Here is a 25,215-nt window from a genome sequence, read left to right as displayed (position 1 = left end):
AATTCAAGCAAAAAATGGGTGTAGATACATTAAGCTAATAAAACAATGAACTAGTATTTAAACAGTCACTTAGCGAGTGAAAAAGTTATAAAATCAACACAAAAATCATAGTATGAGAATATAGGCTAAACGATCATTCACTAATATTTATTCGAGCGGATGCAGTTGCATTTGCCGTAGTATATGTACCTGATGGTGCATCAGTAAAAGTACCATCAGCTAGGGTAATGATTTGTCGATTATATTGTTTTGGTGGAGGACTCGGTTCGCTTCGTGGTGGAGTAGTGTAGTTCGCAGACTGAACTAGTACTTGTCCACTTTGAGCAGACGATGGATTACTCATGCCTAGACCAGAAGCATATAAGTTTTGATAACGACTGGTTACTCGACGGACATAATCTTGAGTTTCTCTAAATGGAGGAATTCCACCATATTTATCAACATTACCTTCACCAGCATTATAGGCTGCAAGTGCAAGTTGAGTATTTCCATTAAATCTGCGTAGTAACCAACTGAGGTATTTTGCACCAGCATATATGTTTTGTTGAGGGTCGTATGCATTACTTACATTAAAACGTCGAGCCGTTGCTGGCATGAGTTGCATTAAACCTTGGGCGCCAACAGGAGAACGTGCGTTGATATTAAATCCTGATTCAGTATGCATCACGGCTTTGATTAATCCTTCTGCAACTCCATGTTGTTGAGCTGCTTGTCGAATTATTTGATCAAATGCATTTTTATTACGACTATAGCTAGGAAGTACTGAAGCTTCACTCGCACCCCAGTTGCTATAACTGTGAATATTACTATCAGGATAATAAGTGGCTTTCACCACTTTGAGATGGCTATATTCTGCCTTTTTCTTATTGGTGAGAAGTGTGGTGCCGTTAGTATCTTTGAATTGATAAATGGTCTGACCAGCATATATTGCTGAGCAGCTCATTAAACCGACTGTCCCCAACCAAAGGGCGGAAAAATAATTTTTACTATCCATCGTTATAATATTCGCAAAAAAAAGCATAATTTCTTCACAGCAGTTTAACAAAAAAAATCATAAAAAAAACTTTTGCTACAATTTTTTTAATTTTGACTGTCTGACAAAAATCAAGTCCTTTTGTGCGAATGTTCATCAAAAAAAATTAAATATTTTTTTTGAAAACGAAAACTTGACATATATAAGTAATTGATTTTAATTGTTAAAAAGCGTTGGTTAAAAAGTGATCAATTTGATCGGAAGCCTTATTTTCAGATAAAAGCAGTTTGTCAATAGCGAAGAAATCCACAATTTTATCCACAGGTTTTGTGGAAAACTGTGGAAAAGTTTGAAATATAAGCAATCTAGCTAAATCTGATCAAATTTGATGCAGGTTTTGTCAGTATCCTTTTTGAATATGACGAATGAAAGAAATTGAAAAATTCTTTTGGTGCGCAAATTTTCGGAATCGGATAAAATCTCGCGGTATTTTTGTTTATGGGTAAATCACGTCTATGTACGCGCCAGTGGAGTCCAACCAAGGATTTAATTTCAAGCCAGAACTTCCGACAAGTTCGGCGTATTATCGCCTGTTGAAAAAACTTCGTCGCCAAGTAGGGCATGCAATTCGTGATTACAACATGATCGAAGATGGCGATAAGGTAATGGTATGTGTGTCTGGAGGTAAAGACAGTTATACATTGCTTGATATCTTGTTGCAGTTTAAGCGCATTGCACCGATCAATTTTGATATCGTGGCTGTGAATCTTGACCAAAAGCAACCTGGTTTCCCAGAAGACGTGTTACCACGTTATATGGAAGAAAATAATATTCCATATTATATCCTTGAAAAGGATACCTATACGATTACTAAGCGTTTAACGCCAGAAGGTAAAACGTATTGCGCTGTTTGCTCTCGTTTACGTCGTGGTTCACTCTATGGTTTTGCTCAAGAGATTGGCGCGACTAAAGTTGCATTAGGTCATCACCGTGATGACATCATGGCGACATTCTTTTTGAACTTGTTCCATGGCGGCAGTTTAAAAGCGATGCCACCAAAATTATTATCTTCGGATAAAAAGAACATTCTGATTCGTCCATTGGCATATGTTGAAGAAAAAGACATCATCAAATATGCAGAGTTAAGAAAGTTCCCGATTATTCCGTGTAATCTTTGCGGTTCGCAAGAAAATCTACAGCGTGCGATCATCAATGACATGCTACGTGAATGGGATAAACAATATCCGAAACGTTTACATAGTATTTTTGGGGCATTACAGAATGTTTCTCCATCACAACTAGCGGACCGTGAATTATTTGATTTCGAGGCATTGGATAGTCAACGTGAGTTTGATATGAAAGATCCAGAAGAATTGAAAAATCGTCTCGATGTGGTGAATTTGAGTTTTGCTGCAGAGTAAAATGTAAAAGTTTTTTAAAAGGCACTTTGATAAGTGCCTTTTCTTTATAAATTTTTTAAAAATTGAATATCGCGTACAAAAAATCATAGCCTAAAATAAAAATTACATGCTATAACAGGGCACGAGCAAAAAGCTTCATGTGATGTCGTCTGGATAGATGGCACAAGAAACTGAACAAATACATTTGAGGAATAATCATGGCTGCATTTTTAACTGATGATTGGTTTGCAACTGTTGAAAAACTTACTGCTGAAGCAGGTGATTTAAATTTACCACCAGCACTTGCAAACTTAGCGATTAACTTAGTTGTAACAGATGCAGCTGGAAATACAGAGTTAGCTTTAGACGCTGGTAAAATCCAAAAGGGTTTATCTCCAAATGCTAAAACAACTTTAAATATGGATGCAGAGACTCTACGTAAAGTGTTCTTAGAGTTTGATATGGCAGCTGCTATGCAAGCATTCATGACAGGTAAAATTAAAGTGCAAGGCGACATGTCTCAATTGATGGCATTACAAACTGCTAAGCCTAGCCAAGAACAAAAAGATTTATTCAAAAAGGTTCTTGAACAAACTGCATAAGTTTATTCATAAAAAAAAGCTTACCGTTGGTAAGCTTTTTTTTGCTCTGAGCATTTTAAACTTCGATACGATTACTCGTTTTTAGATGCTCTAGATATGTACGGATTCGGGTGACGTACTGTAATGCTTGCTTGTAACGACCATTACGCGCTTGATTACGCTGTAAATAGTCATATAGGTTTACCCATTGATTTGGGTTCTTACCTTGAGCCTTAATACGTTTTTGAATCTGATTTACTGCACCTGGCCCCATATTGTATGCAACCAGCGCATACCAGTTACGATCTGGATAGGGAACATTCTCATATTGATCTAACATAAGATCATAATACTTAGCACCGCCCTGAATGCTTTGTATTGGATCAGTACGGTTAGTTACACCCATTGCTTGCGCTGTGCTGCTCGTCAGCATCATCAAACCACGAACACCCGTGGGAGACACCGAAGTGGGTTTTAAATATGATTCTTGATAACCAATTGCAGCTAATAAATGCCAATCTAAATTATATTTCGCAGCACTTTGTTTAAAGCTTGCCTTATAGATTGGAAGACGCTGATTGAGATCTTTTTGAATCGTTGACCAAGATTCAGGTTTAACGACATTACGATTATAAAAAGAGGCTAATTGCTGAGTTGTTCCTGACTGTTTGCTTTGGCAAACAAAACCACTCGCAGTTAAAGTCAATGGATCGTCAGCTTGTTTAAACACCCAGTTTAATTGAGGGTTTAAACCATTTTTACTCAAAGTTGCTTGATCGCCACAACTTGCAGAAAAGGAAACAAGCTGTTTACTTTCTATCGTTGCAAGATTTGCTGTGGTCATTGCAAGATTTGCTTTGCCTTGAGCAATCCACTTTAGAGCAGTGGCATTGTCAGGTACGGTCTTAAAATCTAACTTTACGTTGAGACTTTGTGCGTAGTTTCGAGCTAAATCGTAACCGAAACCATGTAAAAATTCGCCGTCTTTAAAAACTGTGGTTGGATTTTCAACTGCAACCACGGTTAAAACTTTTGTCGTTACGACTGTGTTGTATTGATGAGATTTCTCAGCATTCAAGCTATTAAAAGGAAGGATTGCGAATCCTAAAGCTAAAGCTTGAAATGGACGTTTAGAAGATAAAGAGTTAAGGCTAGGCCTAGACCCAGAACTTGAATTACTGTGCATGTTGTCTCCGCTACAGATAATTTATGCCCTAAAAGCTCAGAAAACAAAAACTTCGCTTTTAAAAGTTGATAAATTCGATAAGGGGTGGGCAAGTCATGAACGTCATTCAAAATGACATTGGGTTGATCGGATATTTAATAAATGTTTCACAACATTTACAAAATGTATAAAAAGTAAACAAAAACTAACTTAGGGGCGCATATTAAGGGTCAAAAAACTGATTGTCAAATTTTGTACAGTAAAAAAAAGAGAAATACATCACAACCGTCTGATTTGAAAAAGAATAAAATTTATACACTTTGGTGATGATCAAATAAGGAATACAATGCTAAATCTTGTAAATGGAATGTTGTAATAGCGTATTTTTATCTATGAAATCGAATTTAATTACTCGTACAGGACATGATTTATTGGTTGCCGAGTTGAAAAAGCTTTGGCATGACGAGCGACCTGAGATCACTAAAAAAGTAAATTGGGCAGCAAGTTTAGGCGATCGTTCGGAAAATGCTGATTACCAAAAATAACCCTATATTTCATACTAAAATATTAATTGTTAATAAAAAACAAAAACTTATAAATAGTATGTATACTATTTAGTTGTACTATTATACTTCAGTTACAATTCAATAATGGATCTAGAGTTTAACTAGTTGAAAAATAGAATACTTTAAGAAATTATTGATAAAATTTTCCACAATGACTAAACAAAATATCTTAATACACGTTATAGATGATGAATCAAAAACTTATGATTTACTTATTAAGGATTATTGGGCATTAAGTTGGGAAACACATGATTTTGAATATTCATTAAAAAATCTTGTAAAAAAACATGGATTCAATAATATTTCTAACTTAGAAGCTATCATTGCTAAATTTAGTTTTGTTACATCTACTATTGAAAATTCAAATTGTCTTAGTTGTAATCAAAAAATTAAGGCTAGATCACGTATGGAGTTAAAAAAGCTTTTTCAAGATGAATTAAGTTGCCAAAATTGTTTAAGTAAAGATATAAATAACCAAGCTGAAGTAATTATAGAAAAAATTGAATCAGTTATAAAAGATGACTATTCATTTTTATTTATGAAAAATTCATTTAATTTAACTTATTTAGAAAAAATTTATTTGTATCTAATTGCTCTTAAATGCCAAGTAAATCAGTATGGTAAATTGGATAAAGAAATTTGGAAAGATATGTTTATTACTGAAAGAGCTAATCAGAACTTCTTAATTAAGTCATTGTATAAAAAAAGAGTCATTTTTAATAGTAAAAAAACAGATGAAATTATTGGGGTATTTAATGATACAAATAAATTTTTTTATAAAAACTCACATTTAATACGTGCTGAACTAGCCAGTAGATATAAAAAATACAAGTATATTTTTTTTGATGGGAACACCTTTTTAAATTTAGATCTAATTAGTGGAAGTTTTAACCAAATGTTGGAAGAATTAAGTATAGAATTAGACTATTATGAACTGGATTATTTAGATGTTAAAGAAATTAGAGAGTTTGTTATCGAGCAAAAGAAAATTGATGCATATGAGTTAATTTTAAATATACAAAAATATAAACCCATCCCAATTGAAAAATCTATTGAATTGGATCACGTAATTATAGAGTTAGTTGAAAAGTATAATCTCTTAGTTGTAAATAGTATGTTAAGTTATCATGCGGATAAAGTTGCTTCAAATTTGTATAGCTTAGAGCATGGAGAAAGAAAAGATAGATATTATTCTGTGAATAAGATGTTTATCGCGAGGATCACATCTTACTTAGAACATTGTAAGTTAAATAATAAAGTTCCATCTCATACACGAAATATTGGATTTAATTGGAGTTATACTTGCTTAGAGTACTTTGTTTGTAAAAGTATAATAAATGATGGACTCTCTTGGACTACTTTTAGTGGTGATGAGTTAATACATAAGTGGTTAAATAGTGATAAAGTAACGATAAAACCTGATTTTTAATTTTTAGCAGTAAAAAATCTAATCAACATTTAAAGGCTAGTTTTTGATAAAATAAAGTCAATTTTTATCTTACATTCAGTGATGTCATGCCTTTACTTGATTGGGTCAATCGAAACCAAGCTGAAGAAACAGCAACCCAAGTTCCATATCACCTTTTAAAATTCGAAAAATCATATGGTGATGTCGAACAAGCAAAAGAAAACCTGATTATTCAAGGTGATAATTTACAGGCATTGAAAGCCTTGTTACCACTTTTTGGTGGTCGGGTGAAATGTATTTTTATTGATCCACCATACAATACACAAACCGCTTTTGAGCATTATGACGATAAGTTAGAGCATGCCCAATGGCTTTCGATGATGTATCCACGCTTACAACTATTAAAAGAGCTTTTGACTGAAGATGGTTCGATTTGGATTACACTTGATGATAATGAAGCTCATTATTTAAAAGTTTTATGTGATGAGATTTTTGGTCGTAAAAATTTTGTAGCAAATATAGTTTGGCAGAAAAGATATTCTAGAGAAAATCGCGAAGCAATCGGTGACGCACATGATCATTTGCTTGTCTATGCAAAAAATATAATGAGCTTTAAGCAAGTTCGAAATCTCGTTCCAATGAATGAAACACAAGCAAAAGTATATAAAAATCCAAATAATGATCCAAAAGGTAGATGGCGTGGTATTCCAATGACGGCTCAAGCTGGTCATGCTACACCTGAACAATTTTATGAAGTTGTAAGTCCATCTGGAAAGACATTTACACCTCCTGAAGGGCGTTGTTGGGGGGTTTCAAGAGCTACATTCGATAGATTATTAGAAGAGGGACGAATATATTTTGGTAAAAATAGTGATTCTCAGCCAAATATTATTCGTTATTTATCTGAGGTTAAGGGTGTAGTTCCATGGACTTGGTGGAATCATGATGACCATGGTCATACTGATGAAGCAAAAAAAGAGAGCCAATTTTTATTTGGAAAGGATGAAACTTTTTCTAGCCCTAAACCAGAACGATTGATGGAAAAAGTTATTCATATTGCATCAAATCAAGGTGATATTGTTCTTGACTCTTTCCTTGGTTCGGCAACAACTGTAGCTGTAGCCCACAAGATGGGAAGACATTATATCGGTATCGAAATGGGTGAGCATGCAAAAACCCATGTGATCCCACGTCTTGAAAAAGTCATTGACGGTGAACAAGGTGGTATTTCCAAAGCTGTTAATTGGCAAGGTGGTGGTGGTTTTAGCTTCTATACTTTAGGTAGCCCTGTTTTCGATGATAACGGTTTCTTAAATGCCGATGTGAAGTTTAAAGACCTTGCTAGTTATGTATGGTGGTTAGAAACAAAATTTGCATTAAACCAAACTGAAAATTTTGATAATCCATTCTTAGGTATTCATGAAGGTACAGCCTACTATTTGCTGTATAACGGTATTTTAGGTGATCGACGACCAAATGGTGGAAATGTCCTTACGTCATCTGTATTGAATCATTTGAATGAATGTCATGCCCATGATGGTAAACGAATCGTGATTGGCGAAGCCTCCCGTTTAAGTCCTGCTCGATTGGAAGCATTGAATATCGAGTTTAAACAAATTCCATATTCACTCTATGGCAATAAGGCTAAGTAAGGATTATTCATGTCACTTCAATTAAAAAATTATCAACATCAGTCTTTACAAGCTTTAGAGCAATTTTTTACCTTAGCTGCATCATTTGGGGCAGAAAGAGCTTTTAAGCGGTGTGTTGGTGAGCATATTGCTTATAGCGACCGATTAGATGGTATTCCAAGTGTTTGTTTGCGTGTGCCAACTGGTGGCGGTAAAACCTTGCTTGCAGCGCATAGTATCCCTATTGCAGCACAGAACTATGTGAATACAGATAGCCCAATTGTGTTATGGCTTGTGCCAACAGACATGATCCGTCAGCAAACTTTGGCTGCACTCTCGAATGTGCAACATCCGTATCGCCAAGCCTTGCAAAGTCATTATGGCGACCGATTAAAAGTTTGTGATATTGAAAGCCTGCAAACACTAAACAAACATGATGTGGGTCAATCGTGCATTGTGATTGTGACTACGATTCAAATTTTTAACATTGATAAAGAAAAAACTTTCCAGCGCAATGCCTATGCGTTTGATGAATCATTAAGTGAACATTTTACCAAACTGAACCCTGCAAAAATTGAAAATATGGATAGGGTCACAGCAGACACATTGCAATACCAAAAGTTTTTGACTGAAAAAGACATTGGTCGTGTAAAACATTCACTGGTCAATTTTTTTCATTTGCATCGACCGATTATTATTGTGGATGAGGCACATAAAAACAGAGGCGGCAAAACCTTTTTTCCAACGCTACAACGCTTGAATCCAAGTTGTTTAGTAGAGCTGACAGCAACCCCAAAAGACAATAATGTACTGTATTCCGTTTCCGCAGCGGAATTAAAAGCAGCTGAAATGATTAAATTGCCTGTGGTACTGACAGAGCACCCGCATAGTTGGCAAGATTGTGTTCGAGATGCACTGATCCAGCGTGAAAAATTGGAGTTGCTTGCACAGAAAGAACATGAGTACATTCGACCGATTTTGCTCATACAGGCACAAGATAAAAATGGTGAAGCCAATGTTGAAGTGGTAAAGCAACATTTGCTAAATGACTATGAAAATATCTCCGAAGATTGGATCGCAATTTCGACAGGTCAGACCAAAGAATTGGATGATCAGAATTTGTTTAGTCCTGATTGTAAAATCAAGATTGTGATAACCGTTGAAGCGTTAAAAGAGGGTTGGGATTGTTCATTTGCCTATGTTTTGGCGAGTCTACAAAACATTAATTCGGCAACAGATGTTGAACAATTGCTGGGTCGTGTATTGCGGATGCCTTATGCTAAATTACGCCAAAATGACGAACTCAACAAAGCCTATGCCCATGTGATTTCTAGTTCTATTGCACAAGCCACAGCCACCCTAAAAGACCGTATGGTTGCAAATATGGGCTTTAACAAATGGGAAGCTGACACCGCAATTGTAGCAAATCCACAGCAGCAATTTGATTTAGAACAAACGGGTGGGGAAATAACAAAGCCCAAAACACCTGAAGTGCTGATTTCTGTGCCATTTGCATTGAAACAAGACGATTTACCCAATGACGTGAAAGCAGCAGTTCAAGCGAGAGAAACCAGTCAAGGTACGGCTTTAATTATCAATAAAGGTACGTCAGACGAAGAATTTGATCGAATTGAACAAGCCATTATTGAGCAAGCTACGCCTAAACAAAAAACGCATGTGCAAGAAGTATTTAAAGATGCTCGTGCTGAACGACAAGCCTATCAAGCACCTGAAAACTGGGATGCGACATTTGCCTTAATTCCACAGCTCGGTTTATTTGTTGATGGTGTGTGGCAAGTTGCAGATAAAGAAACGATTGAAGATTCTGTTGAATGGGACTTGCTGGATTATCCTGTTCAATTGGACGGTTTTAATATCAAAGAAACTGTAAATAGCTTTGAGATTGACCTTAATCTTCAAGATCAACAATTAAGTTACGAACATCTAAACAGTCAGCAAATCCAATTTGCAGATATGCCAACACCAATTACTGAAAATGATTTGCTCAATTGGCTTGATCGTAAAACAAGACGACAGGGTGTTACGCAAATTCAATTGCGAGCTTATTTGACTAAGCTGATCAGCTATTTATTGAATGTGCGTAATTTTACTTTGACTCAATTGCATCGTGCACAGTTCCAGTTGGCTTTAGCTGTGTCCAATGAATTAGATCGTTTATTTGAGCTTGCACGTAAAAAAGCATTCCAAGGTGATTTATTCAGTCAGTTACAAGTCAGCCATGACTCTAAACTTGAAAATAATTTTGAGTTTAAACGAGGTGTTTATCCAGTCCGAATGCCTTATCGTGGAAGCTATAAATTTAAAAAGCATTTTTATGTTGCAATCGATGATTTAAGAGAAAAGACCGATTCAGGCAAGATTTCAGAAGAATTTCAATGCGCCCAGCTATTAGATCTACACCCTAAAGTTAAATATTGGGTGCGTAATATTCCTAAACAGCCACATACTTCATTTTGGTTACCAACAGAGAAAGATTATTTTTATCCTGACTTCGTTGCCGAATTAGTGGATGGTTCGATTTTTGTTTTGGAATACAAAGGTGGGCATTTAGATACGGCTGATGATGCTCGTGTGAAAAATGCTATTGGTAAGCAATGGGCTAAAGACAGCAATGGTAACCGTCTCTTCTTGATGGCGAAAAAGCAAGATGAATTTGGACGTAGTTTGGACGAGCAGATTAATACAGTTTTGCTTTGAAATTAAAAAATTATTTTTAATTGACTAAGAGAAAATAATTTATTCACTCTTAGTCAAGATAATCTAAATTATTTGTGCCATTCAGCTTTTATTTTAGATAAATCTATATCTTTCCATTTATTTTTCCATAGTTCCCAATACGGGATATCATTTGATGATGGAGCAATAGAGCATGGTTCGATCTGAACAATAGATGGAAGAATTATAGATTCACCAACTAAGAGAGCCTCACCTTGTTTAAATGAAGTCATTTTATCAATTAATGAACCTAAAGAGTCTGGTAATAGTTTTCTGACATAGGCTTGATCGACAGGATTAGTAAGTCTCATCGCTATGAAGTTATTGCATTGTGCAAAAATAGTTTCAGAAATTTCAGAAGGTCGCTGACTCGCTAACAGCAGAGTGACACCATATTTTCGTCCTTCTTTGGCGATTCTTTCAATTGACATTTTTGAAGATCTATATTTTGATAAATCACTATTAGGCACATATTTATGTGCCTCCTCATATACTAGTAGAATAGGTGCATCATTATTAATTTTTTCATCAGGATTATCTAAGCAACGTAATTTTTTGTATATATAACCATATTCAAAGACTAATCTTGATATTAGAGATACTGTTATACTCAATACTTCAAAAGGAACACCACTAAGGTCAATAACAGTGATATTTGATTCTTTATTTGGGGTGAAACCTAAAAGAGATTGTAAGGTTTCTTCAAATGTAATATTTTTAGATTTATCCCCAAGGAAAAAATCTAGTCTTTTATCATTAATTTTATTTTCGAGTCGATTAATAAAATTTGTTAATTTGCCATACAGACTACCTTGATTAAGTTTAGGTTGTCCTTTTTTCTCACCTGAAGCATAAGTATCGCCAGTATCAATTTGTTCAGTATTTTTAAATTTAGCAAAATTTAAAACCTCATTAATATCAAATGGTATTGGAGAATCAAGATGAATTCTTTGTTTATCTTGCTCTTCACCAGTAAACTTTTGTTTTCTATCTAATATTATAGATTCTTTGAAAATATTACGTTGATTATGATCATTAGCTTCTGTATCTAGGAAAAATTCTTCTAATTCTTCACTATTTAACATCCAATATGGAAGAGTTAAATTCGAAATATCAATGTAACTTGCATTAGGAAAAGCCATTTTATATTCAGAATGAATATCAAAGACGATAACGTGAGAATTATTTAAATGAAAATTCTCATTTTTCTCAGAGGTCGCCTTTTGGATAATTTTTGCTAGAGTATGAGATTTTCCTGAACCAGTTGAACCAACTATAGCAATATGTTTATTAAAAAACTTGTTCCCATTAATTGGTACAGCGACCTCTGTATTTGAAGAAAGATTTGAAAAAGTAAAGCTTTCTGCTGAATTAACTGTATCCTCATATATCTTTTTTATGTCTTCTATAGTTGCTGGAACTACTTCTTTTGGAGGAATAGCTAATGAATCACCTCCACGTTCAAATTTTCCATTTCTAAGCACCCCTAAAGGAAATGCTTCAATGATATAGTTTTGTACACCTTCGCCTACAGAAATTTGAAAATTTTCAATTACAGCTATTAAAACTGCATTTTCATTATCTGCAATTTTTAAATATGAACCAACTTTTAATGACTCTTCAGCAATTTTAAAATTCTCTAAATCTTCGACAACGATTTTTACTTTATTGGGGAATACAGCTATGACTTGAGCATTTATTTTTTCATCTGGATTCGAAACAATCATATGATTTCCTTAATATCTGTAATATGTTCAATTTGAATGTTGTGTATTCCAATTGAAGGGTTTGAGCATTCAAAGTAAGGAGACGTGATAAAAAATTGATAAACTTTCTTAGTTTTAGTAGGAATAGAATTAAGGGTCAGTTCCAAATTTGTCAACATATTTAATATTTTAATCTTAATTTGATTTTGGTAAGTTGCTGCTTGTACAATTGAAGTTGGATTAAATTCAGCTCCTTGGAAATCATGACCATCAATAAATTTATATCTTTCTCTGAATAACTCTGTTTTAATCTCGATTAATTCAGAATAATCTATTCCATGAATTAAGATGTACGGACAAAAAGAAATTGTTCCATATTTTGAAATTTTTGACCACTTTTTAGAAATGATAAAAATTAATTCTTTGAGTTCATTTCGAAAATAAGTACTTTGATCTATTTCTATTAAAAAGAATCTTTCAAATGGTTCAATATTCAAGAATGTAAAGTATTCTTGTTTAAGGTTTTTAAAATGTGATTTCTTTCCCTTTATTTTTATAAACCATTCATTAAAAAGAATATTGGAATTATTTACTTTTTCTAAGAATGTTTTTTTAGTAATCATCCTATCTTTCTTAATTGAATTAATTGATAAATCTTTAATAATTCGCAAGGAATTATTGTAATAAAATGATTCTGCTGAATATCTTGTTGAATTAAAGTGTGTGCACAGTGAATCTATTAATTGATTGTATTGTATTGTATATTCTGGGGAGTTAATATTAATATTTAAGCATGATAAAAAATCTTCAAGCTCAGTATCTGATAATCCAAGTTCAATATGATGTTCATGTTTAACTTTTTCTACAGTATAAGTTAAAAAATGTTTTTTTAGGAAATCTATGTCTAACTCATTAGGCAACTTCTCATGACCAGATTTATAATGTCCATTGATTTGATAATTTATTTTTTGTTTTTCTCCTTTAGTTACTTTTTTATAATGATTAAGCATGTGCTTTACAGCATCTTTAATCACTGAATGATTGTATTCTGTCTTAGCATAATATTTACACTGTATAGCTGAGACCTCAGTAGCTGTTTTTATATCTATATCCTCAAGACATTCTATAGCCACGCTATCCTCAGGTGATTCAAGACTCAATAATTTAAGAATGGATTGATCAAATTGATAAAAATAACCCTTTAGTGTGTCAACAGCACTTCTATCTGAATCAGACATAGCAAATTATTTAAATGTTATAAGTATGTTTTTTTATACTAGATTTATTTTGAAAAAACAAACTATTAAGTGACTTTTTTATAAACAATGTTTGTAATATACCAAATTTTCTTACCAGTAGGTGTTTGTACTTGGACTTCATCATCTACAGACTTACCTAAGCAAGCTTTAGCCATAGGTGATTGGAGGGAAATATAGTCTTTATTACCATAAATCTCCTCGTCACCCACTATGCGAAATTTAATGGTTTCACCGTCGTCATTCTCTAATTCAACCCAAGCACCAAAATACGCTTTTCCATCTTGTTCAGGGCTATATTCAACTTTATGTGCCACCTCAAAAAGCTTGGTTAAGTATCTAATTCTACGATCAATTTCACGTAACTTTCTTTTATTATAGATGTAATCAGCGTTTTCCGATCGATCGCCTAGACTGGCTGCCCAAGACACAATTTTAGTAATTTCAGGACGTTCTTTACGAACTAAATCATTTAACTCATCTTGTAAACGTTGATAACCTTCAACCGTTAATAATTTACGATTCAAGACAAATACTCCAAAGCCTTGCGTAAGGCATCCAATGTTGACACTTTAAAAACAGGCTTATTTGACTCATCTACAAGCTCACCATAATGTGTAGGCTTTAAATTCCATTTTTTTTGGAAATCTGTAGACAATAAATATTGTAATGCCCGTACTTCTTGATCAGAAAGCTTAAAAGATTCATCGGGTATCATATTCTTATGATCATAAATATCAATCCTTTGTTTAGGTGGAATGATTTCACGGATCATTTGTTGAGCTTCCTTTAACTCAGATGCCATAATACGGACAAGCAACTGATGTTTGGGGTTTTGAATTTCTTCAATCCACGCATTGTCTGTTGGAGATGGTTTTGTTAATTTAGTCGTCTGGGATGAATCTGCAAAACATTGAATCAGTGCTCTATATTTTTCACCTGTCTTATTTCTGATGCTTTGCGCTTTAGGAACACCTCTGTTAAATCCTAAATTAGCAATCGTACTTACAGAAAAATCCTGAATTCCACGTTCCTGTTGCTCCATACATACTTCATAGATTGCATCGAGTGACTGTTGGATTTTAAGTGATGATCCATGTTTTAACTTATGTAATAACTCTTCAGGATTCACGACTTACCTCAATTAAATTTGGTGAATTATGTAGAATGAGTTCAATCTCTGATTTTGAAATTTGTTCAGTTTCAGAAAGTTCTATTAGTTTAAGCTTTCCATCTATAACACTTTGCACTTTATCCCAAGATTTGAGACGACTCATCAATAACTTGAAAATTTGATTGCCTGCTGAAAGTTGCTGTTCTTTAGATAACATGAATAAAGCGGGCATAATTTCATTAAACATTGCCATTTTATCAATGAGCTGAGTTCTTGGATAAATAGCTTGATCTGCATTACAAGATTTATAAATGGCTGCATTTTCACAGACTTCTTGTAATTGTTGATAATGGCTCACTTCTTCCATTTCTAATATCAATTCAGCATTAGGGGCTGTAATTAAGGAAAGTTTTTCATCGCTCTCTATAAGGGGATTGTTGTTGATGAGCTTGTGGCATTTCGTAATATGACTATAAGCCGATTGGATATCGCATAAAAGCATATCCAATTTTTTAGCGGCTGTTTCATATTCAGATTCGAAATTTCGAAGTTCAGTCTCAAGCTTGGATCTGTTTGCTGTGCCTTCAAATTTTTCTTTCTTCAAATTGGCTATATATTCTTCTTTTTCAATATTATCAATATCTTGATTAATCTGATTGATTTTAATTTGTAGTTTCGAACATATTTCAGATTGATCATTGGATTGGAGTAAGATCTCATTTGTAATTGCCAATAAACCACCAATAAAGGCAGGCCCAGTTATAAAATGTCTACAACGGATACAATTCTGAGTTCCTAAATAACCTTGGGGTGTAGGGGTATAGAATGAACTACTTTTTATTAACTCACCACCATCCTCACATCTTGAAGCTGCAAAAGGGCAAATACCGTAATCTCTAAAAATAAAATTTCCTGCAGGAACCTCATTAGATAAAGCTTGCAGTAACTCCAAATTATTACCAATTAATTGGTTTTTAACACTTTCAATTTTATTTTGCTCAATTGTCCTTTGAATTGATTCAACTTCAGATTTTAAGGCTATTTTTTCACCTTCTTCTAATCGAGTTCTAATATCATGATTGGAAACTTTGCAATAATAAATCGACATGATCACGGAGCTATGGCCAACGATCTTCATCACGATTTCAATAGGCATACCCATTTCAAGAACATAGGCTGTAATGAGGCTAACACGCATGCTATGAGGTGTATATTTAGACTTATATGCACCTAAAATTGCTCTATTTCCTTCAAGTGTAGCTAAGCAAAGATTTGAGGGCTGTATATTATAAAGAGCAGCCGCTAATCTTGGGGTTAAAGCATTTCCGACATTTGCTGGTTCAAAATCATTAAAGCGCCTAAAAAGAAAACAATTCAATCCTTTGGCTTTTCTTTGTACCTCATTTAAATTTGTTCTTTGGCAATTAATCCAAGCACTGGGGTATGAGATAGAATTATATTTTTGTTGCCATTTCCTTAGCCTAATAAGCCAATATGCTAAGTCTTCGGGTATCCACGGAATTGTGTAGCCTTGCCCATTGTTATTTGTTTTATTTGTAGTGGTAAACATACCTGTTTGACCATCAGGCATTCTTTTGATGAACGATTGTTCTTTGGTTAATCGTGAAAGTGGGGAATTATTTTTTAGCCAAATGATTTTGTTTTGTTGATCTAAATCTGCAATATACTCATCGGCTTCACCAGAATCATTATAGGCGATTTGTCGTCCTCTTAAGGGAACTTTAGTGAGTGTATAAGTATGAATCCAGTCAGTTGGGCACCATAAATATGCTTGATTATCAATTACACGGTATACACAATCTAAATCATGTAAATCTAATTGATCAAAGCTTACTTTTACCCAATCTGCATCGAATTTATGAAGGTGCTCTAAATCTTGAAAGTTTTTTGCATTGGTTGGAATAATCCATTCTTGAGCTTTTTTAACAAAATGGTATTGTAAGCATGGCTTTGTTGTTTCAGAGCGGATTGAGCTAGATGATATATTTTGTTGATTGAGTAAAAGGCTGAACGGATTTCTAGCATTATCGACTCGTACTATTTCGCCTGTTTCTTCATCTTCAATCGTTAAATCATTGTCAATAATGTAATCTAAGAATTCATTGACATAAACAACGAGTTTCCTCCTCATAGGTTCAGATTCTATATTTTCAAGAATATCTCGAAAGGGTTTTACATCGAATTTTTCCTGTATAAGAAAAGCATGTGGTGTTTTGCTTTTATCAAATTGTTCAATATAAAGACGAACGAAACGACAAAGCTGAGTTTCTTTAGTACCTCCACCACGAGCTTTAGTCATAAATTCTTTAATTTTTATTGCCCAAGTGACATAGTCAGAAGAAATAAAATCTGGCTTAAATGGTTCTGTTTTACCTAAAAATTTATACCAGTTTTCCCATTCATTTGGATATGCAGTTTGTGGATCAAGTGGAAGACTTAGATCATTTAATTTTAAAATAAAAGCTTTGTACTCTTTCGCATTTTTAAGATTTTTGTTTTCAATCAAATTTTTTAGTTCGACATATGAAATAAAATCAGCTATTTCAAAAAAATCTTTATAGCTAATCCATTCGTCATAAATTCTTTCGGGATGAGCAGGTAGCCCATATTCTCTATATTTCTGTTTATAGAGTACTGAGTTTGTAATACCTTCATTTTTACAAAATTGTTTTAAAGAATCTAAGCTAGGAAAAGTCGAAAACTCTTTATTAAATCGTTTACTTTCAATTCGTCTGATTGCTTGAGGTTTAATCATTTAATCGCTCTCAACTTTTCTTGGACTTCTTCAATTGTTGGTTTGATATAAACAAGACATGATGTTGGGCTTTTATGATGCATAGCTTTTTGAATTTCGACTTGATTTAAACCAGCCTGACGCGCACGAAATCCATATGCATGACGATGACCATGCTCAGTCGTACCAAGAGATTTTTTGCAAATTAGCCCGATACGCTCTACTGCACGTTTATGCAGGCGTTGAAAGTTTTTTATAGTTTCAGGCTGACCTAAATTATTTGTAAATGCAAAAGGATGTGGATTACTTTTCAGCGGCTCTACACGCTGATATTTGAGATAGTTTGCCCAAATTAATAAGAAATCTTTAGCTTTTTCAGGAGGGTTAAATACAACCTCAAAGTAACCTTGTTTAGATGTAAGTAATGGGGACTTCCATCCTGCATATAAACGTTCGGTAAATGGATAGTTATTTCTAGGCTTCAATGATGTTTTGGATAAAAGAAATTCACGTCTATTTTTGAAATGAGGGTCTGGAGCTAGACCTAATTCAGGATGATAAACACGAACAAGAGCTTCTTGAGGACGGTTTGGGTTTAATGTGATATCTGAAGTGTAAATATGAAAAATTTCACTTTTCCTAAGCCCACCGTAATTCATCAACATCGTAATCGCTTGCGATTTATAGTCATATTTACCATTTTTTTCGAACCCTAAGTAAATCAATCTTTCAATTTGATCTTCAGGGAAACGAACTGCATATTCAAAATCAATCAGGTCTTCATTGAACGATCCAACCAAACGAACTTGCTGCTGTGATAAATCTCTTTTAGTTAAATGATTTAGAAAGACATTTGCTTGTTTATGATAATAAGCGCACCAATTTAGACGCTCTTCATAACTTGTGGCTTTGCGAAATGGATTTATACGAATTGTTGAATGTTCATCTTGTGAAGTCAGAAAATCAGTGTAATGGGTAATATGAAATAATAGATTATTGGTATCTCTGACTGTGCGTGGTCGCCAATAAAGATTAAGAGAATCTGTACGGGTTGTTGGGTCAATTGTGCCTGTGATTAATGCCTCGGTGAAAGCTTTCAGTAATTTAGTAGCATTCTCAATTTGTGGAACTGAATTTATATACTTCAATAAAAGTTTAAGTGCATAACAAGATCTTTCTTTCCATGATTCACTTTTTGAATTAAACCAAGCCAAATAGCGCAAATGAGAAATGATGATTCCTTTCTCAGTCAAGAGGCAAGGCAAGACTAAGGTGGTTTGAGTAGAACAATCTTTGTAATTTACATAAATTTTCTTAACGTAAGCCATATACTATTTAGTATGAAGTATGAGGTTTTCTCAATTTAAACTTATCATTATTTGATCTATTGTCAATACAGAATACTAGAAATAGTATGTTTTAAGGTGGGGTTATAATACCAATATAATAAACAATTACTTAGGAAAATTGATCGCAGGGTTAGATATTTAGGAAAGCGTTTAGAAGAATTAAAAATTGTAGATTATGTCCCTGAGCAAGAAGGAAAAGTTTACTTTGGGGCTTGGGTTGAGATAGAAAATGATGCTGGTGAGCAAAAAACCTTACGTATCGTCGGTGTCGATGAAATATATGATCATCATCCACAACATATATCCATTGAATCACCAATGGCGCGTGCTTTATTGAGTAAACAAGTGGACGACGAAGTTGAGGTCATCACTCCTCTAGGGAAAAAACTTTGGTATATCAATTCAATTCGCTATGAAAAATCTCAAAATCAATAAATTTATAAGCTGTTGATTTTATTTTGAGCGTTCAGTGCATTATTTTGAATAAAAGATTTGCCAAGTTGAATTTTTATTTATATGATAGCCGCCATTGGAAGCGTGGCAGAGCGGTTTAATGCACCGGTCTTGAAAACCGACGAGGGTGTGAGTCCTCCGTGAGTTCGAATCTCACCGCTTCCGCCAAATATCTAAATAAACCCTTGTTTTTACAAGGGCTTTTTTTTACTTGTGCATTTACCCCTCAACCTACCCCACATCAAATGTTGGATTAAATTAAATAATTTTGGATTGGTAAGGGCGGAATTGGAAAAGTGAATTTAGTAGTTGGCAATTCCATCTAAGAATAATAAAGCAGAAATTAAGTTCAAATTTCCTGAAAATTTATTTATCTGCTTTTCTGAAACGCATATTTTTTGCACTATATAAAAAAGTCCTCAGTCTCCGAAGAGAACTGAGGACCGATTTAACCTCGTATTACTATTTTTTTAATAAAGTTTATGTTCAATACGAACTGTTGGATTATGGTCATCAATTCGAATCCAGAAATCAGAACCAACGATTTGAGCTTTTAACACTTTCAATCGTTCACCAACATGAAGCTGATTGAGATCGTAATAGTTATGCTCTTGAGATTGATATAAGGGAAGTACACCTGCATTCATTGATGCGATCATTCCTAAAGCAACATAGTCAGCAGCATCTTCAACGAAGAATGGCCGTAGATCTGTATACAGGTTAGATTCACTGAAATCTTGCCAATCTGAAGACTTCTTTTGCACAAAGAAAATCAGACGTAAAGTCTCACTGCCAAATATATTCATTTCACGTTTAGATAATATACCTAGCACATCATTATTCTTTCGATTCTGCCACACTCGCTTGATGATTGGCTTTGCTTTGTCAATTAGAATTTCCTTAGCTAATTGATCAATAAAATGCTCATCACCAAATTGAGGATATAAACCATTCACTTTTTTGCGTTGGATGACAAGAGAGTGAACCTCGAAGAGATCAGTTTCAGATGCAATGACATCCATAAAACGATCATATTGATTATTTAAGTACGTAAATTTAGTATTTGAACCGTACCGGGTTTGTCGGAGACTCAATATTCTGAGAGACTACCCCGATGACAAAATTAAAATATACCCCTGAAATCAGAGAAAGAGCGGTTCAATTATTGATTGAATCTGAAAAAGATTATCCTTCTACTTGGGCTGCAATCACAGCAATTGCGCCTAAGATCGGTTGTACTCCTGAAACACTTCGTGCCTGGCATCAAAAGCATTTAGATCAGCAAAATCCTATTAAAGTACAACAGATATCTGATCAAGAAAAAATGAAGCAAATGGAACGTGAAATTAAAGAATTAAAGCGTGCCAATGAAATTCTACGTAAAGCAGCCACTTTTTTCGCCCAGGCGGAGCTCGACCGCCCATACAAATAATGGTGGATTTTATCCATAACAATAAAGATCGATATGGTGTTGATGCGATTTGTAGGATTTTACCGATCGCAGCTTCAACCTATTACCGAACTTTAGATCTCGCTGACAATCCAGAACATCGAGCGAAACGAGATCTACATGATGAGCATCATGCTGAACAAATTAAACGAATTTGGAAGGAAAGTTCAGGTCGATATGGTGTACGTAAAGTCTGGCAAAAATTAAAACGTGAGGGTTATGTTATTGCACGCTGTACTGTTGCTCGATTAATGAAAAAGCTAGGTATACAAGGTGTTTGGCGTTGTAAGAATAAACAAAGCACCCGTAACCGAGATGACCAAAAACGGGCAGATGATTTAGTGAAACGTAATTTTACTGCTGATCATCCTGACCCTTGCGAAGCAGTGCTTCTCAGGTCAGTGACTTTACGTATATTCAAACCAATTCTGGCTGGGTCTACACCGCATTTATTATTGATGTGTTCTCACGAGCCATTGTTGGCTGGAAAGTATCTACACGAATGAATACAGATATGGTGCTCGATGCATTAGAGCAAGCATTGCATGATCGAGGCATGCCAAAGAATGTGATTCATCATTCCGACAGAGGTGTGCAATATCTTTCCATTCGTTATACCCATCGTTTAGAAGCAGCAAATTTACGAGCATCAGTCGGTACGACGGGTGATTCATACGATAATGCTTTGGCTGAAACGGTGAATGGCTTATACAAAACAGAGGTGATTGAATATCTAAAAGCAGATTGGCAAGGTTTAGCAGATGTACAACTTGCGACACTAAACTGGGTAGATTGGTTCAATAAAAAGCGTGTACACAGTGCACTGGGTTATGTATCGCCTTTTGAGTTTGAAGCAATGTACTATGATAAGATTAACCCGTTAGGTCAGGTGGCCTAACTTAAATAAAAAGTCTCCGACAAACCCGGTACGGTTCATAGAGCGTACACCGCTCCCAGATACAAAGATGCCAATCTGGCGTAGCTCGTTACTGGTTCGATGCTGACCATAAGCTGGATATTGAATTGCAAAGTCAATCACAGTTTGTTCATCAACACGGTTTTTCAAATTTGGAGTTCTACGACTCCGATTGATGAGGGCATCGACATTCCCTGTACTGGCAAGTTCTTGATAACGATAGAATGTATCTCTAGATACGCCCATGACTTTACAAGCTTTGGATACGTTTTGGAGTTCTTCTGCTAAATTCAGCAGACCGACTTTGTGTTTGATGATTTGATTGTTAGTATGCAACATGAGAAGTTACCTTTATTGATTGAGATTCGACACCTTTAATCAAAATCGGTAACTTCTTCTTTTTCAAGACCTATGTCAGATTAAGTCTGAACTAATACAGGTAGTCAAGTTGCAATTGATCAAGTCACCGATGCAGGTCAGTTATTTCGCACCACAGGCATTATCACACAAGCCTTACAAGGGCAATCGGACGGTAGCCTCACCGTCTACAAGCTCAGCATAGAAGACCCGACCGCACTTTGGAAACAACGCCGCAATAGCCGCGTATTTATGAACAAAAGCGTGCGAGATGTAGTGGAAATCCTATTCAAAGAATGGCAGAACAAAAGCCCTTTATTCGCTTCTAGCCTCACACTCGATTTAAGCGGACTCAGTCAAGAATACGACATCCGTCCCTTTATCATGCAAAACAACGAAAGCGACCATGACTTTGGGCAGGCTCTGTTTCCAGCTTTTTGCTCACATAACCCTTATCGCCCAGTAAAAGCCCTATAATATCTCGACTTAATTCATTGACCACCCTGACATCGTGGACATTCCCTGCTTTTATTTTTAAGCTAACGATCTCACCCAAGTTATTGATAATCAGATGAAGCTTAAAACCATAGAACCAATCCATACTGGTTTTTCCTCGTTCAGCTAAACCTTTAAATACCTTATGTCGATGAATGCGTCGGTTGTCGCATACCTTGATTTTTGTAGAGTCGATCAGGCTAATGTCTGTGCACTGTCCTTTCACGGTATGAAAGAAGCTACTGAGCGCCTGTAAGCATCGTGGCATCAACTCAATCATTCGGTTATAGCTTGGCAAGTTGGGGAACGCTGACTTCCGAACCATTGGATCATGTTGCAGTAATAGGATTTGAAAAATCGATAACCCGAATAGTGAAATAAAATGACGATAGTCATAATTTCAGACAGGCTTATCTCTGTTTCTCGTTTTTTGATCAGTTGAAATGAGTGCTTTTTGCAAAGCTGACCCAAAAGCTAGACAAAAATCATCAATGTGGCAGAAAAGTTCGGTAATATTGTCCATGGAGAGGCTCTTGGTGATTTAGATTTTGTCTTGAGAACCAAAACTTTACATCATTCTTGAGCCTTTATCTATTTACTTTTCTTATCCCGAACTCAGGTTACGATAAATAATTTAAAAGCACATATGAGAAACTATATACCAACGTTCCTCTCCCTATAGATGAGAAAAATGCGTCTCAATCCCTTTATTAAAAGAAATTGAAATGAATGTTGCTTACGAAATCGTTTTAGATACAAATAAAAGTTTTCATGCAAGTATTTGTGTCATAAATAAAAATAATGATTTGGAAGTTAAATATATCGAACCTGGAAAATCCAAATGTGATTAACATACTTTATAAAATCACGGTTCATCATTCGATCTTAACTATAGTTAAAAACGCAAGTGAGCCTTTAAAAAATAGCTTCTACTCCAAAAATCTGACAGTCATGCCTTTGCGAACAATTTTAGATAAATTATTTGCGTCCCAATTGGTCAATCGAATACACCCATGCGAAGCTGTTTTAGAAATTAAAGCGGGGTTGGGTGTCCCATGAATTCCAAAAGAAGGTCGAGATAAACCAATCCAAATATTTCCAACTGGATTATTCGGTCCGGGCGGTAAACTAAGAGGCTTAAGATTTTTGCCTTGAATAAAATTCTTAGGGTTATAGCTGTAGTGTGGATTTGGCACAATGCTCCCAATCACATGAGTGCCAGATGGTGAGGGATTATCTTCACTACCAATGGTTGCAGGAAAAGAAGCAATCATCTTATTTTGTTGATCAAGCAAATATAATTGTTTTGAGCCTTTGTGCGCGATAATCATTTTTATATTTTTTGGCAACGTGTTTTTCACATTTGCCACAATAATCTTTTCACCAACTTTATTAAAAGTTGCACCTGAATTTATTTTTTGTAAAAACAATTCATCCATATGAAACTTTTCACCCAGCATCTCAGTCACACGGGTGTAATACAAACCTCGCATCTTTGATTGTTCAGCATAATCTATAGGAATAGATTGAGCATAAGGCCCCTTCAAGTCTTGTGCAGTAATCGTGTATTCAATAAATGTTGGTTGGGTTGTATCTTCATTTAAAAGATGCCAAGTATTTGCGTCTAAGATTCCATCACCACTTAGACCCTTCATAATTTGAAAAGCTGAAATCGCTTTAACAGTATTTAAGCCCAATGAACCATCAATCGCCCCTGAAGATGAATAGTGGCGACTCAACAGGACTTGTAACTTTGCGTAAACAGGAAGATAGCCTTTTTCAAGATTGTCTGACCATTCAGCTTTATTTAGATTATCTAAAGACCATGTGCTGGGTTGATTTAACAATGCCAAATTGTTCTGGTCATTAGTTGAAATACTAAGTAGACTGTGCGGTTCTCGTGCGTTTGCATAAGTTGAAAAAATACAGATATTACTCAAGCAAATAATTAAGAAACGACTCAACATAGTAGCTAATCCCAAGGTAAAACGATTTGTCAAAATGAAAATACCAATAGTTTAAATAAAGTTAAATAAATGCGCCTTTGTAATAATTTTAGTTAAAAAAATGCCAACTTAAGCATGCAAAAGTATATGAGCTGTAACGTTAATATTGTATATTAATTAACTAATCTAGGACGATTTTATGTCCGCGCTAAATAAATTTAGCCATATAGGCATAAATAATTGATATGGCTGAACATTTAAATTGAGGTAAAGTTATAAATGAATACAAAAGTAAAAGTAATCTCGGTTGATGGTGATGTTTGGCGCTTTTCCAATACAAATAAAAAATTAATTCTAAAAAAAGGGGCGAAACTTCAGGCAAAGGATGTATTGCATCTTTCTGAAGAAAGCAATGTCGTATTGCAGCTTTCAAATGGTCGTGTAGTCGAAATACACGGCAAAGATTTAATCAATAACGATGGTAATTTCAGTCTTAATTCCTTACTGGTCGAGTCAAATTCAGATATCGACAAAATTGTAAATTTTGCAAAATCATTTCAGCAAATGAATGAATCTGAACAACAAAATGATGTTGTTCGCTTAGACGACGGTCGCGTATTCAAAAAAGAGGGTAAGGACTACGTTGAAATTGCAGGGGAGTCTTTCGAGGGCGATCCTGATGTTACCCAAGGTGGGCATCGTTTTGTTCAACTGACACGGGCAGGTGAAACATCTGTCGCTGATGGTATCAAACCATTAATGTTGAACCGGGTGGTAGATAATATTTCGCCTTTAGGAATTCAATACCCAATATTATCTTCAGTTATTAAGCCATTTGAACATGGTTTGGGTGGTGGTAGCTGGACACCTTTGTCTCCATTTGCACCTACACCAAACACGCCACCTGTCGCAAGCGATGACACGTACAACACCGCATTCAACACGCCAGTGACCCTCA

General features: G+C 34.9%; 17 protein-coding genes, 1 tRNA gene, 6 pseudogenes and 1 other annotated feature. Of the genes and pseudogenes, 12 read left to right on the top strand and 12 right to left on the bottom strand.

What is annotated here, in order from left to right:
• Positions 1-133: 133 nt before the first annotated feature.
• The gene (locus IRT38_RS14330; RefSeq protein ID WP_227592176.1) at positions 134-994 is read right to left on the bottom strand and encodes a lytic transglycosylase domain-containing protein; all 861 of its coding nucleotides are present in this window, start codon (positions 992-994) and stop codon (positions 134-136) included.
• A gap of 494 nt (positions 995-1,488) precedes the next feature.
• Here IRT38_RS14330 and ttcA point away from each other — a divergent pair, with 494 nt between their 5' ends.
• Both ttcA and IRT38_RS14320 read left to right on the top strand, forming a co-directional pair.
• Positions 1,489-2,394, top strand: a complete 906-nt coding sequence (gene ttcA, locus IRT38_RS14325; RefSeq protein ID WP_194598069.1) for a tRNA 2-thiocytidine(32) synthetase TtcA — start codon at positions 1,489-1,491, stop codon at positions 2,392-2,394.
• 197 nt (positions 2,395-2,591) lie between these two features.
• The gene (locus IRT38_RS14320) at positions 2,592-2,975 is read left to right on the top strand and encodes an SCP2 sterol-binding domain-containing protein (RefSeq protein ID WP_004676693.1); all 384 of its coding nucleotides are present in this window, start codon (positions 2,592-2,594) and stop codon (positions 2,973-2,975) included.
• A gap of 55 nt (positions 2,976-3,030) precedes the next feature.
• Here IRT38_RS14320 and IRT38_RS14315 read toward each other — a convergent pair whose 3' ends face one another.
• The gene (locus IRT38_RS14315) at positions 3,031-4,140 is read right to left on the bottom strand and encodes a transglycosylase SLT domain-containing protein (protein ID WP_004908222.1); all 1,110 of its coding nucleotides are present in this window, start codon (positions 4,138-4,140) and stop codon (positions 3,031-3,033) included.
• Between the two features lie 371 nt (positions 4,141-4,511).
• Between IRT38_RS14315 and IRT38_RS14310 the strand changes: the two are divergent.
• From IRT38_RS14310 to IRT38_RS14295, 4 genes and pseudogenes are all read left to right on the top strand, one after another.
• Positions 4,512-4,658: pseudogene (locus tag IRT38_RS14310) on the top strand (transcription elongation factor GreB); the annotation flags it as partial.
• A gap of 178 nt (positions 4,659-4,836) precedes the next feature.
• On the top strand, positions 4,837-6,114 hold the full coding sequence (locus tag IRT38_RS14305) for a hypothetical protein (protein WP_004660848.1): 1,278 nt from the start codon (positions 4,837-4,839) through the stop codon (positions 6,112-6,114).
• An 86-nt stretch (positions 6,115-6,200) separates the two neighbouring features.
• Positions 6,201-7,745: a site-specific DNA-methyltransferase gene (locus IRT38_RS14300; protein WP_194598067.1), complete on the top strand. Its 1,545-nt coding sequence runs from the start codon at positions 6,201-6,203 to the stop codon at positions 7,743-7,745.
• Positions 7,746-7,754: 9 nt separating this feature from the next.
• Entirely contained in the window at positions 7,755-10,442 is a 2,688-nt protein-coding gene (locus tag IRT38_RS14295) for a DEAD/DEAH box helicase (protein WP_004660852.1), read from the top strand.
• Between the two features lie 68 nt (positions 10,443-10,510).
• Here the strand turns inward: IRT38_RS14295 and IRT38_RS14290 are convergent, their stop codons facing one another.
• The 6 genes from IRT38_RS14290 to gmtY form a co-directional block, all read right to left on the bottom strand.
• Positions 10,511-12,187 (bottom strand): ATP-binding protein, encoded by a 1,677-nt coding sequence (locus tag IRT38_RS14290; RefSeq protein WP_194598066.1) that lies wholly within the window; start codon positions 12,185-12,187, stop codon positions 10,511-10,513.
• A complete protein-coding gene (locus IRT38_RS14285; protein WP_004660856.1) occupies positions 12,184-13,404 on the bottom strand; it encodes a DUF4297 family anti-phage-associated protein in 1,221 nt (406 codons plus the stop codon). Before IRT38_RS14285 ends, IRT38_RS14290 begins: the two co-directional genes overlap by 4 nt.
• Positions 13,405-13,469: 65 nt before the next feature.
• Positions 13,470-13,949, bottom strand: a complete 480-nt coding sequence (gene greB, locus IRT38_RS14280; protein ID WP_004660857.1) for a transcription elongation factor GreB — start codon at positions 13,947-13,949, stop codon at positions 13,470-13,472.
• Positions 13,946-14,554 (bottom strand): gamma-mobile-trio protein GmtX, encoded by a 609-nt coding sequence (gene gmtX / locus IRT38_RS14275; protein ID WP_004660860.1) that lies wholly within the window; start codon positions 14,552-14,554, stop codon positions 13,946-13,948. Before gmtX ends, greB begins: the two co-directional genes overlap by 4 nt.
• Entirely contained in the window at positions 14,544-17,312 is a 2,769-nt protein-coding gene (locus tag IRT38_RS14270) for a VPA1269 family protein (protein ID WP_004660861.1), read from the bottom strand. Before IRT38_RS14270 ends, gmtX begins: the two co-directional genes overlap by 11 nt.
• Positions 17,309-18,619 carry a gamma-mobile-trio recombinase GmtY gene (gene gmtY / locus IRT38_RS14265; protein ID WP_004660863.1) on the bottom strand — a complete coding sequence of 437 codons (1,311 nt, stop codon included), beginning with the start codon at positions 18,617-18,619 and terminating at the stop codon, positions 17,309-17,311. Before gmtY ends, IRT38_RS14270 begins: the two co-directional genes overlap by 4 nt.
• Positions 18,620-18,727: 108 nt before the next feature.
• Between gmtY and IRT38_RS14260 the strand changes: the two are divergent.
• Together IRT38_RS14260 and IRT38_RS14255 are read left to right on the top strand one after the other, a co-directional pair.
• Positions 18,728-19,075, top strand: a pseudogene (locus IRT38_RS14260) (GreA/GreB family elongation factor); the annotation flags it as partial.
• Between the two features lie 96 nt (positions 19,076-19,171).
• Positions 19,172-19,261: transfer RNA gene (locus IRT38_RS14255), tRNA-Ser, on the top strand.
• Positions 19,262-19,563: 302 nt separating this feature from the next.
• On the opposite strand, the gene IRT38_RS14250 is transcribed toward IRT38_RS14255, so the two are convergent.
• Complete coding sequence (locus tag IRT38_RS14250) at positions 19,564-20,115, bottom strand: hypothetical protein (RefSeq protein ID WP_194598083.1); 552 nt, start codon at positions 20,113-20,115, stop codon at positions 19,564-19,566.
• 92 nt (positions 20,116-20,207) lie between these two features.
• On the opposite strand from IRT38_RS14250, the pseudogene IRT38_RS14245 reads away from it, so the two are divergent.
• Positions 20,208-21,441, top strand: a pseudogene (locus IRT38_RS14245) (IS3 family transposase).
• Positions 20,483-20,599: a sequence feature (AL1L pseudoknot), on the top strand. Its footprint overlaps the pseudogene before it by 117 nt.
• A 36-nt stretch (positions 21,442-21,477) precedes the next feature.
• On the opposite strand, the pseudogene IRT38_RS14240 reads toward IRT38_RS14245, so the two are convergent.
• Positions 21,478-21,798, bottom strand: a pseudogene (locus IRT38_RS14240) (helix-turn-helix domain-containing protein); the annotation flags it as partial.
• Between the two features lie 99 nt (positions 21,799-21,897).
• Between IRT38_RS14240 and IRT38_RS14235 the strand changes: the two are divergent.
• Positions 21,898-22,230, top strand: a pseudogene (locus tag IRT38_RS14235) (phage late control D family protein); the annotation flags it as partial.
• Here the strand turns inward: IRT38_RS14235 and IRT38_RS14230 are convergent.
• A complete protein-coding gene (locus tag IRT38_RS14230) occupies positions 22,199-22,579 on the bottom strand; it encodes an IS982 family transposase (protein WP_260523785.1) in 381 nt (126 codons plus the stop codon). The pseudogene IRT38_RS14235 and the gene IRT38_RS14230 overlap by 32 nt on opposite strands.
• A gap of 365 nt (positions 22,580-22,944) precedes the next feature.
• Between IRT38_RS14230 and IRT38_RS17590 the strand changes: the two are divergent.
• Positions 22,945-23,162, top strand: a pseudogene (locus tag IRT38_RS17590) (NF045616 family extracytoplasmic (lipo)protein); the annotation flags it as partial.
• Between the two features lie 78 nt (positions 23,163-23,240).
• On the opposite strand, the gene IRT38_RS14225 reads toward IRT38_RS17590, so the two are convergent.
• Positions 23,241-24,278 carry a L,D-transpeptidase gene (locus IRT38_RS14225; protein ID WP_194598064.1) on the bottom strand — a complete coding sequence of 346 codons (1,038 nt, stop codon included), beginning with the start codon at positions 24,276-24,278 and terminating at the stop codon, positions 23,241-23,243.
• A gap of 258 nt (positions 24,279-24,536) precedes the next feature.
• Between IRT38_RS14225 and IRT38_RS14220 the strand changes: the two genes are divergently transcribed.
• Positions 24,537-25,215, top strand: a 679-nt coding sequence (locus tag IRT38_RS14220; protein ID WP_260523784.1) for a hypothetical protein, incomplete at its 3' end; no start/stop codon positions are given.

The sequence above is a fragment of the Acinetobacter sp. SK-43 genome (assembly GCF_015351505.1).
Taxonomy (GTDB): domain Bacteria; phylum Pseudomonadota; class Gammaproteobacteria; order Pseudomonadales; family Moraxellaceae; genus Acinetobacter; species Acinetobacter junii.
The sequence above is the reverse complement of the archived record's forward strand: the minus strand, read 5'-3'. Positions and strand labels throughout refer to the sequence as shown.

Bases quoted from the DNA above. Each gene is read 5' to 3' on its own strand.
- IRT38_RS14320 (WP_004676693.1), top strand. From the start codon at position 2,592: ATGGCTGCATTTTTAACTGATGATTGGTTTGCAACTGTTGAAAAACTT.
- IRT38_RS14295 (WP_004660852.1), top strand. From the start codon at position 7,755: ATGTCACTTCAATTAAAAAATTATCAACATCAGTCTTTACAAGCTTTA.
- IRT38_RS14225 (WP_194598064.1), bottom strand. From the start codon at position 24,278: ATGTTGAGTCGTTTCTTAATTATTTGCTTGAGTAATATCTGTATTTTT.
- IRT38_RS14270 (WP_004660861.1), bottom strand. From the start codon at position 17,312: ATGATTAAACCTCAAGCAATCAGACGAATTGAAAGTAAACGATTTAAT.
- gmtY (WP_004660863.1), bottom strand. From the start codon at position 18,619: ATGGCTTACGTTAAGAAAATTTATGTAAATTACAAAGATTGTTCTACT.
- IRT38_RS14330 (WP_227592176.1), bottom strand. From the start codon at position 994: ATGGATAGTAAAAATTATTTTTCCGCCCTTTGGTTGGGGACAGTCGGT.
- IRT38_RS14290 (WP_194598066.1), bottom strand. From the start codon at position 12,187: ATGATTGTTTCGAATCCAGATGAAAAAATAAATGCTCAAGTCATAGCT.
- IRT38_RS14285 (WP_004660856.1), bottom strand. From the start codon at position 13,404: ATGTCTGATTCAGATAGAAGTGCTGTTGACACACTAAAGGGTTATTTT.
- IRT38_RS14230 (WP_260523785.1), bottom strand. From the start codon at position 22,579: ATGCCACGATGCTTACAGGCGCTCAGTAGCTTCTTTCATACCGTGAAA.
- IRT38_RS14300 (WP_194598067.1), top strand. From the start codon at position 6,201: ATGCCTTTACTTGATTGGGTCAATCGAAACCAAGCTGAAGAAACAGCA.
- IRT38_RS14250 (WP_194598083.1), bottom strand. From the start codon at position 20,115: ATGGATGTCATTGCATCTGAAACTGATCTCTTCGAGGTTCACTCTCTT.
- IRT38_RS14305 (WP_004660848.1), top strand. From the start codon at position 4,837: ATGACTAAACAAAATATCTTAATACACGTTATAGATGATGAATCAAAA.
- ttcA (WP_194598069.1), top strand. From the start codon at position 1,489: ATGTACGCGCCAGTGGAGTCCAACCAAGGATTTAATTTCAAGCCAGAA.
- IRT38_RS14315 (WP_004908222.1), bottom strand. From the start codon at position 4,140: ATGCACAGTAATTCAAGTTCTGGGTCTAGGCCTAGCCTTAACTCTTTA.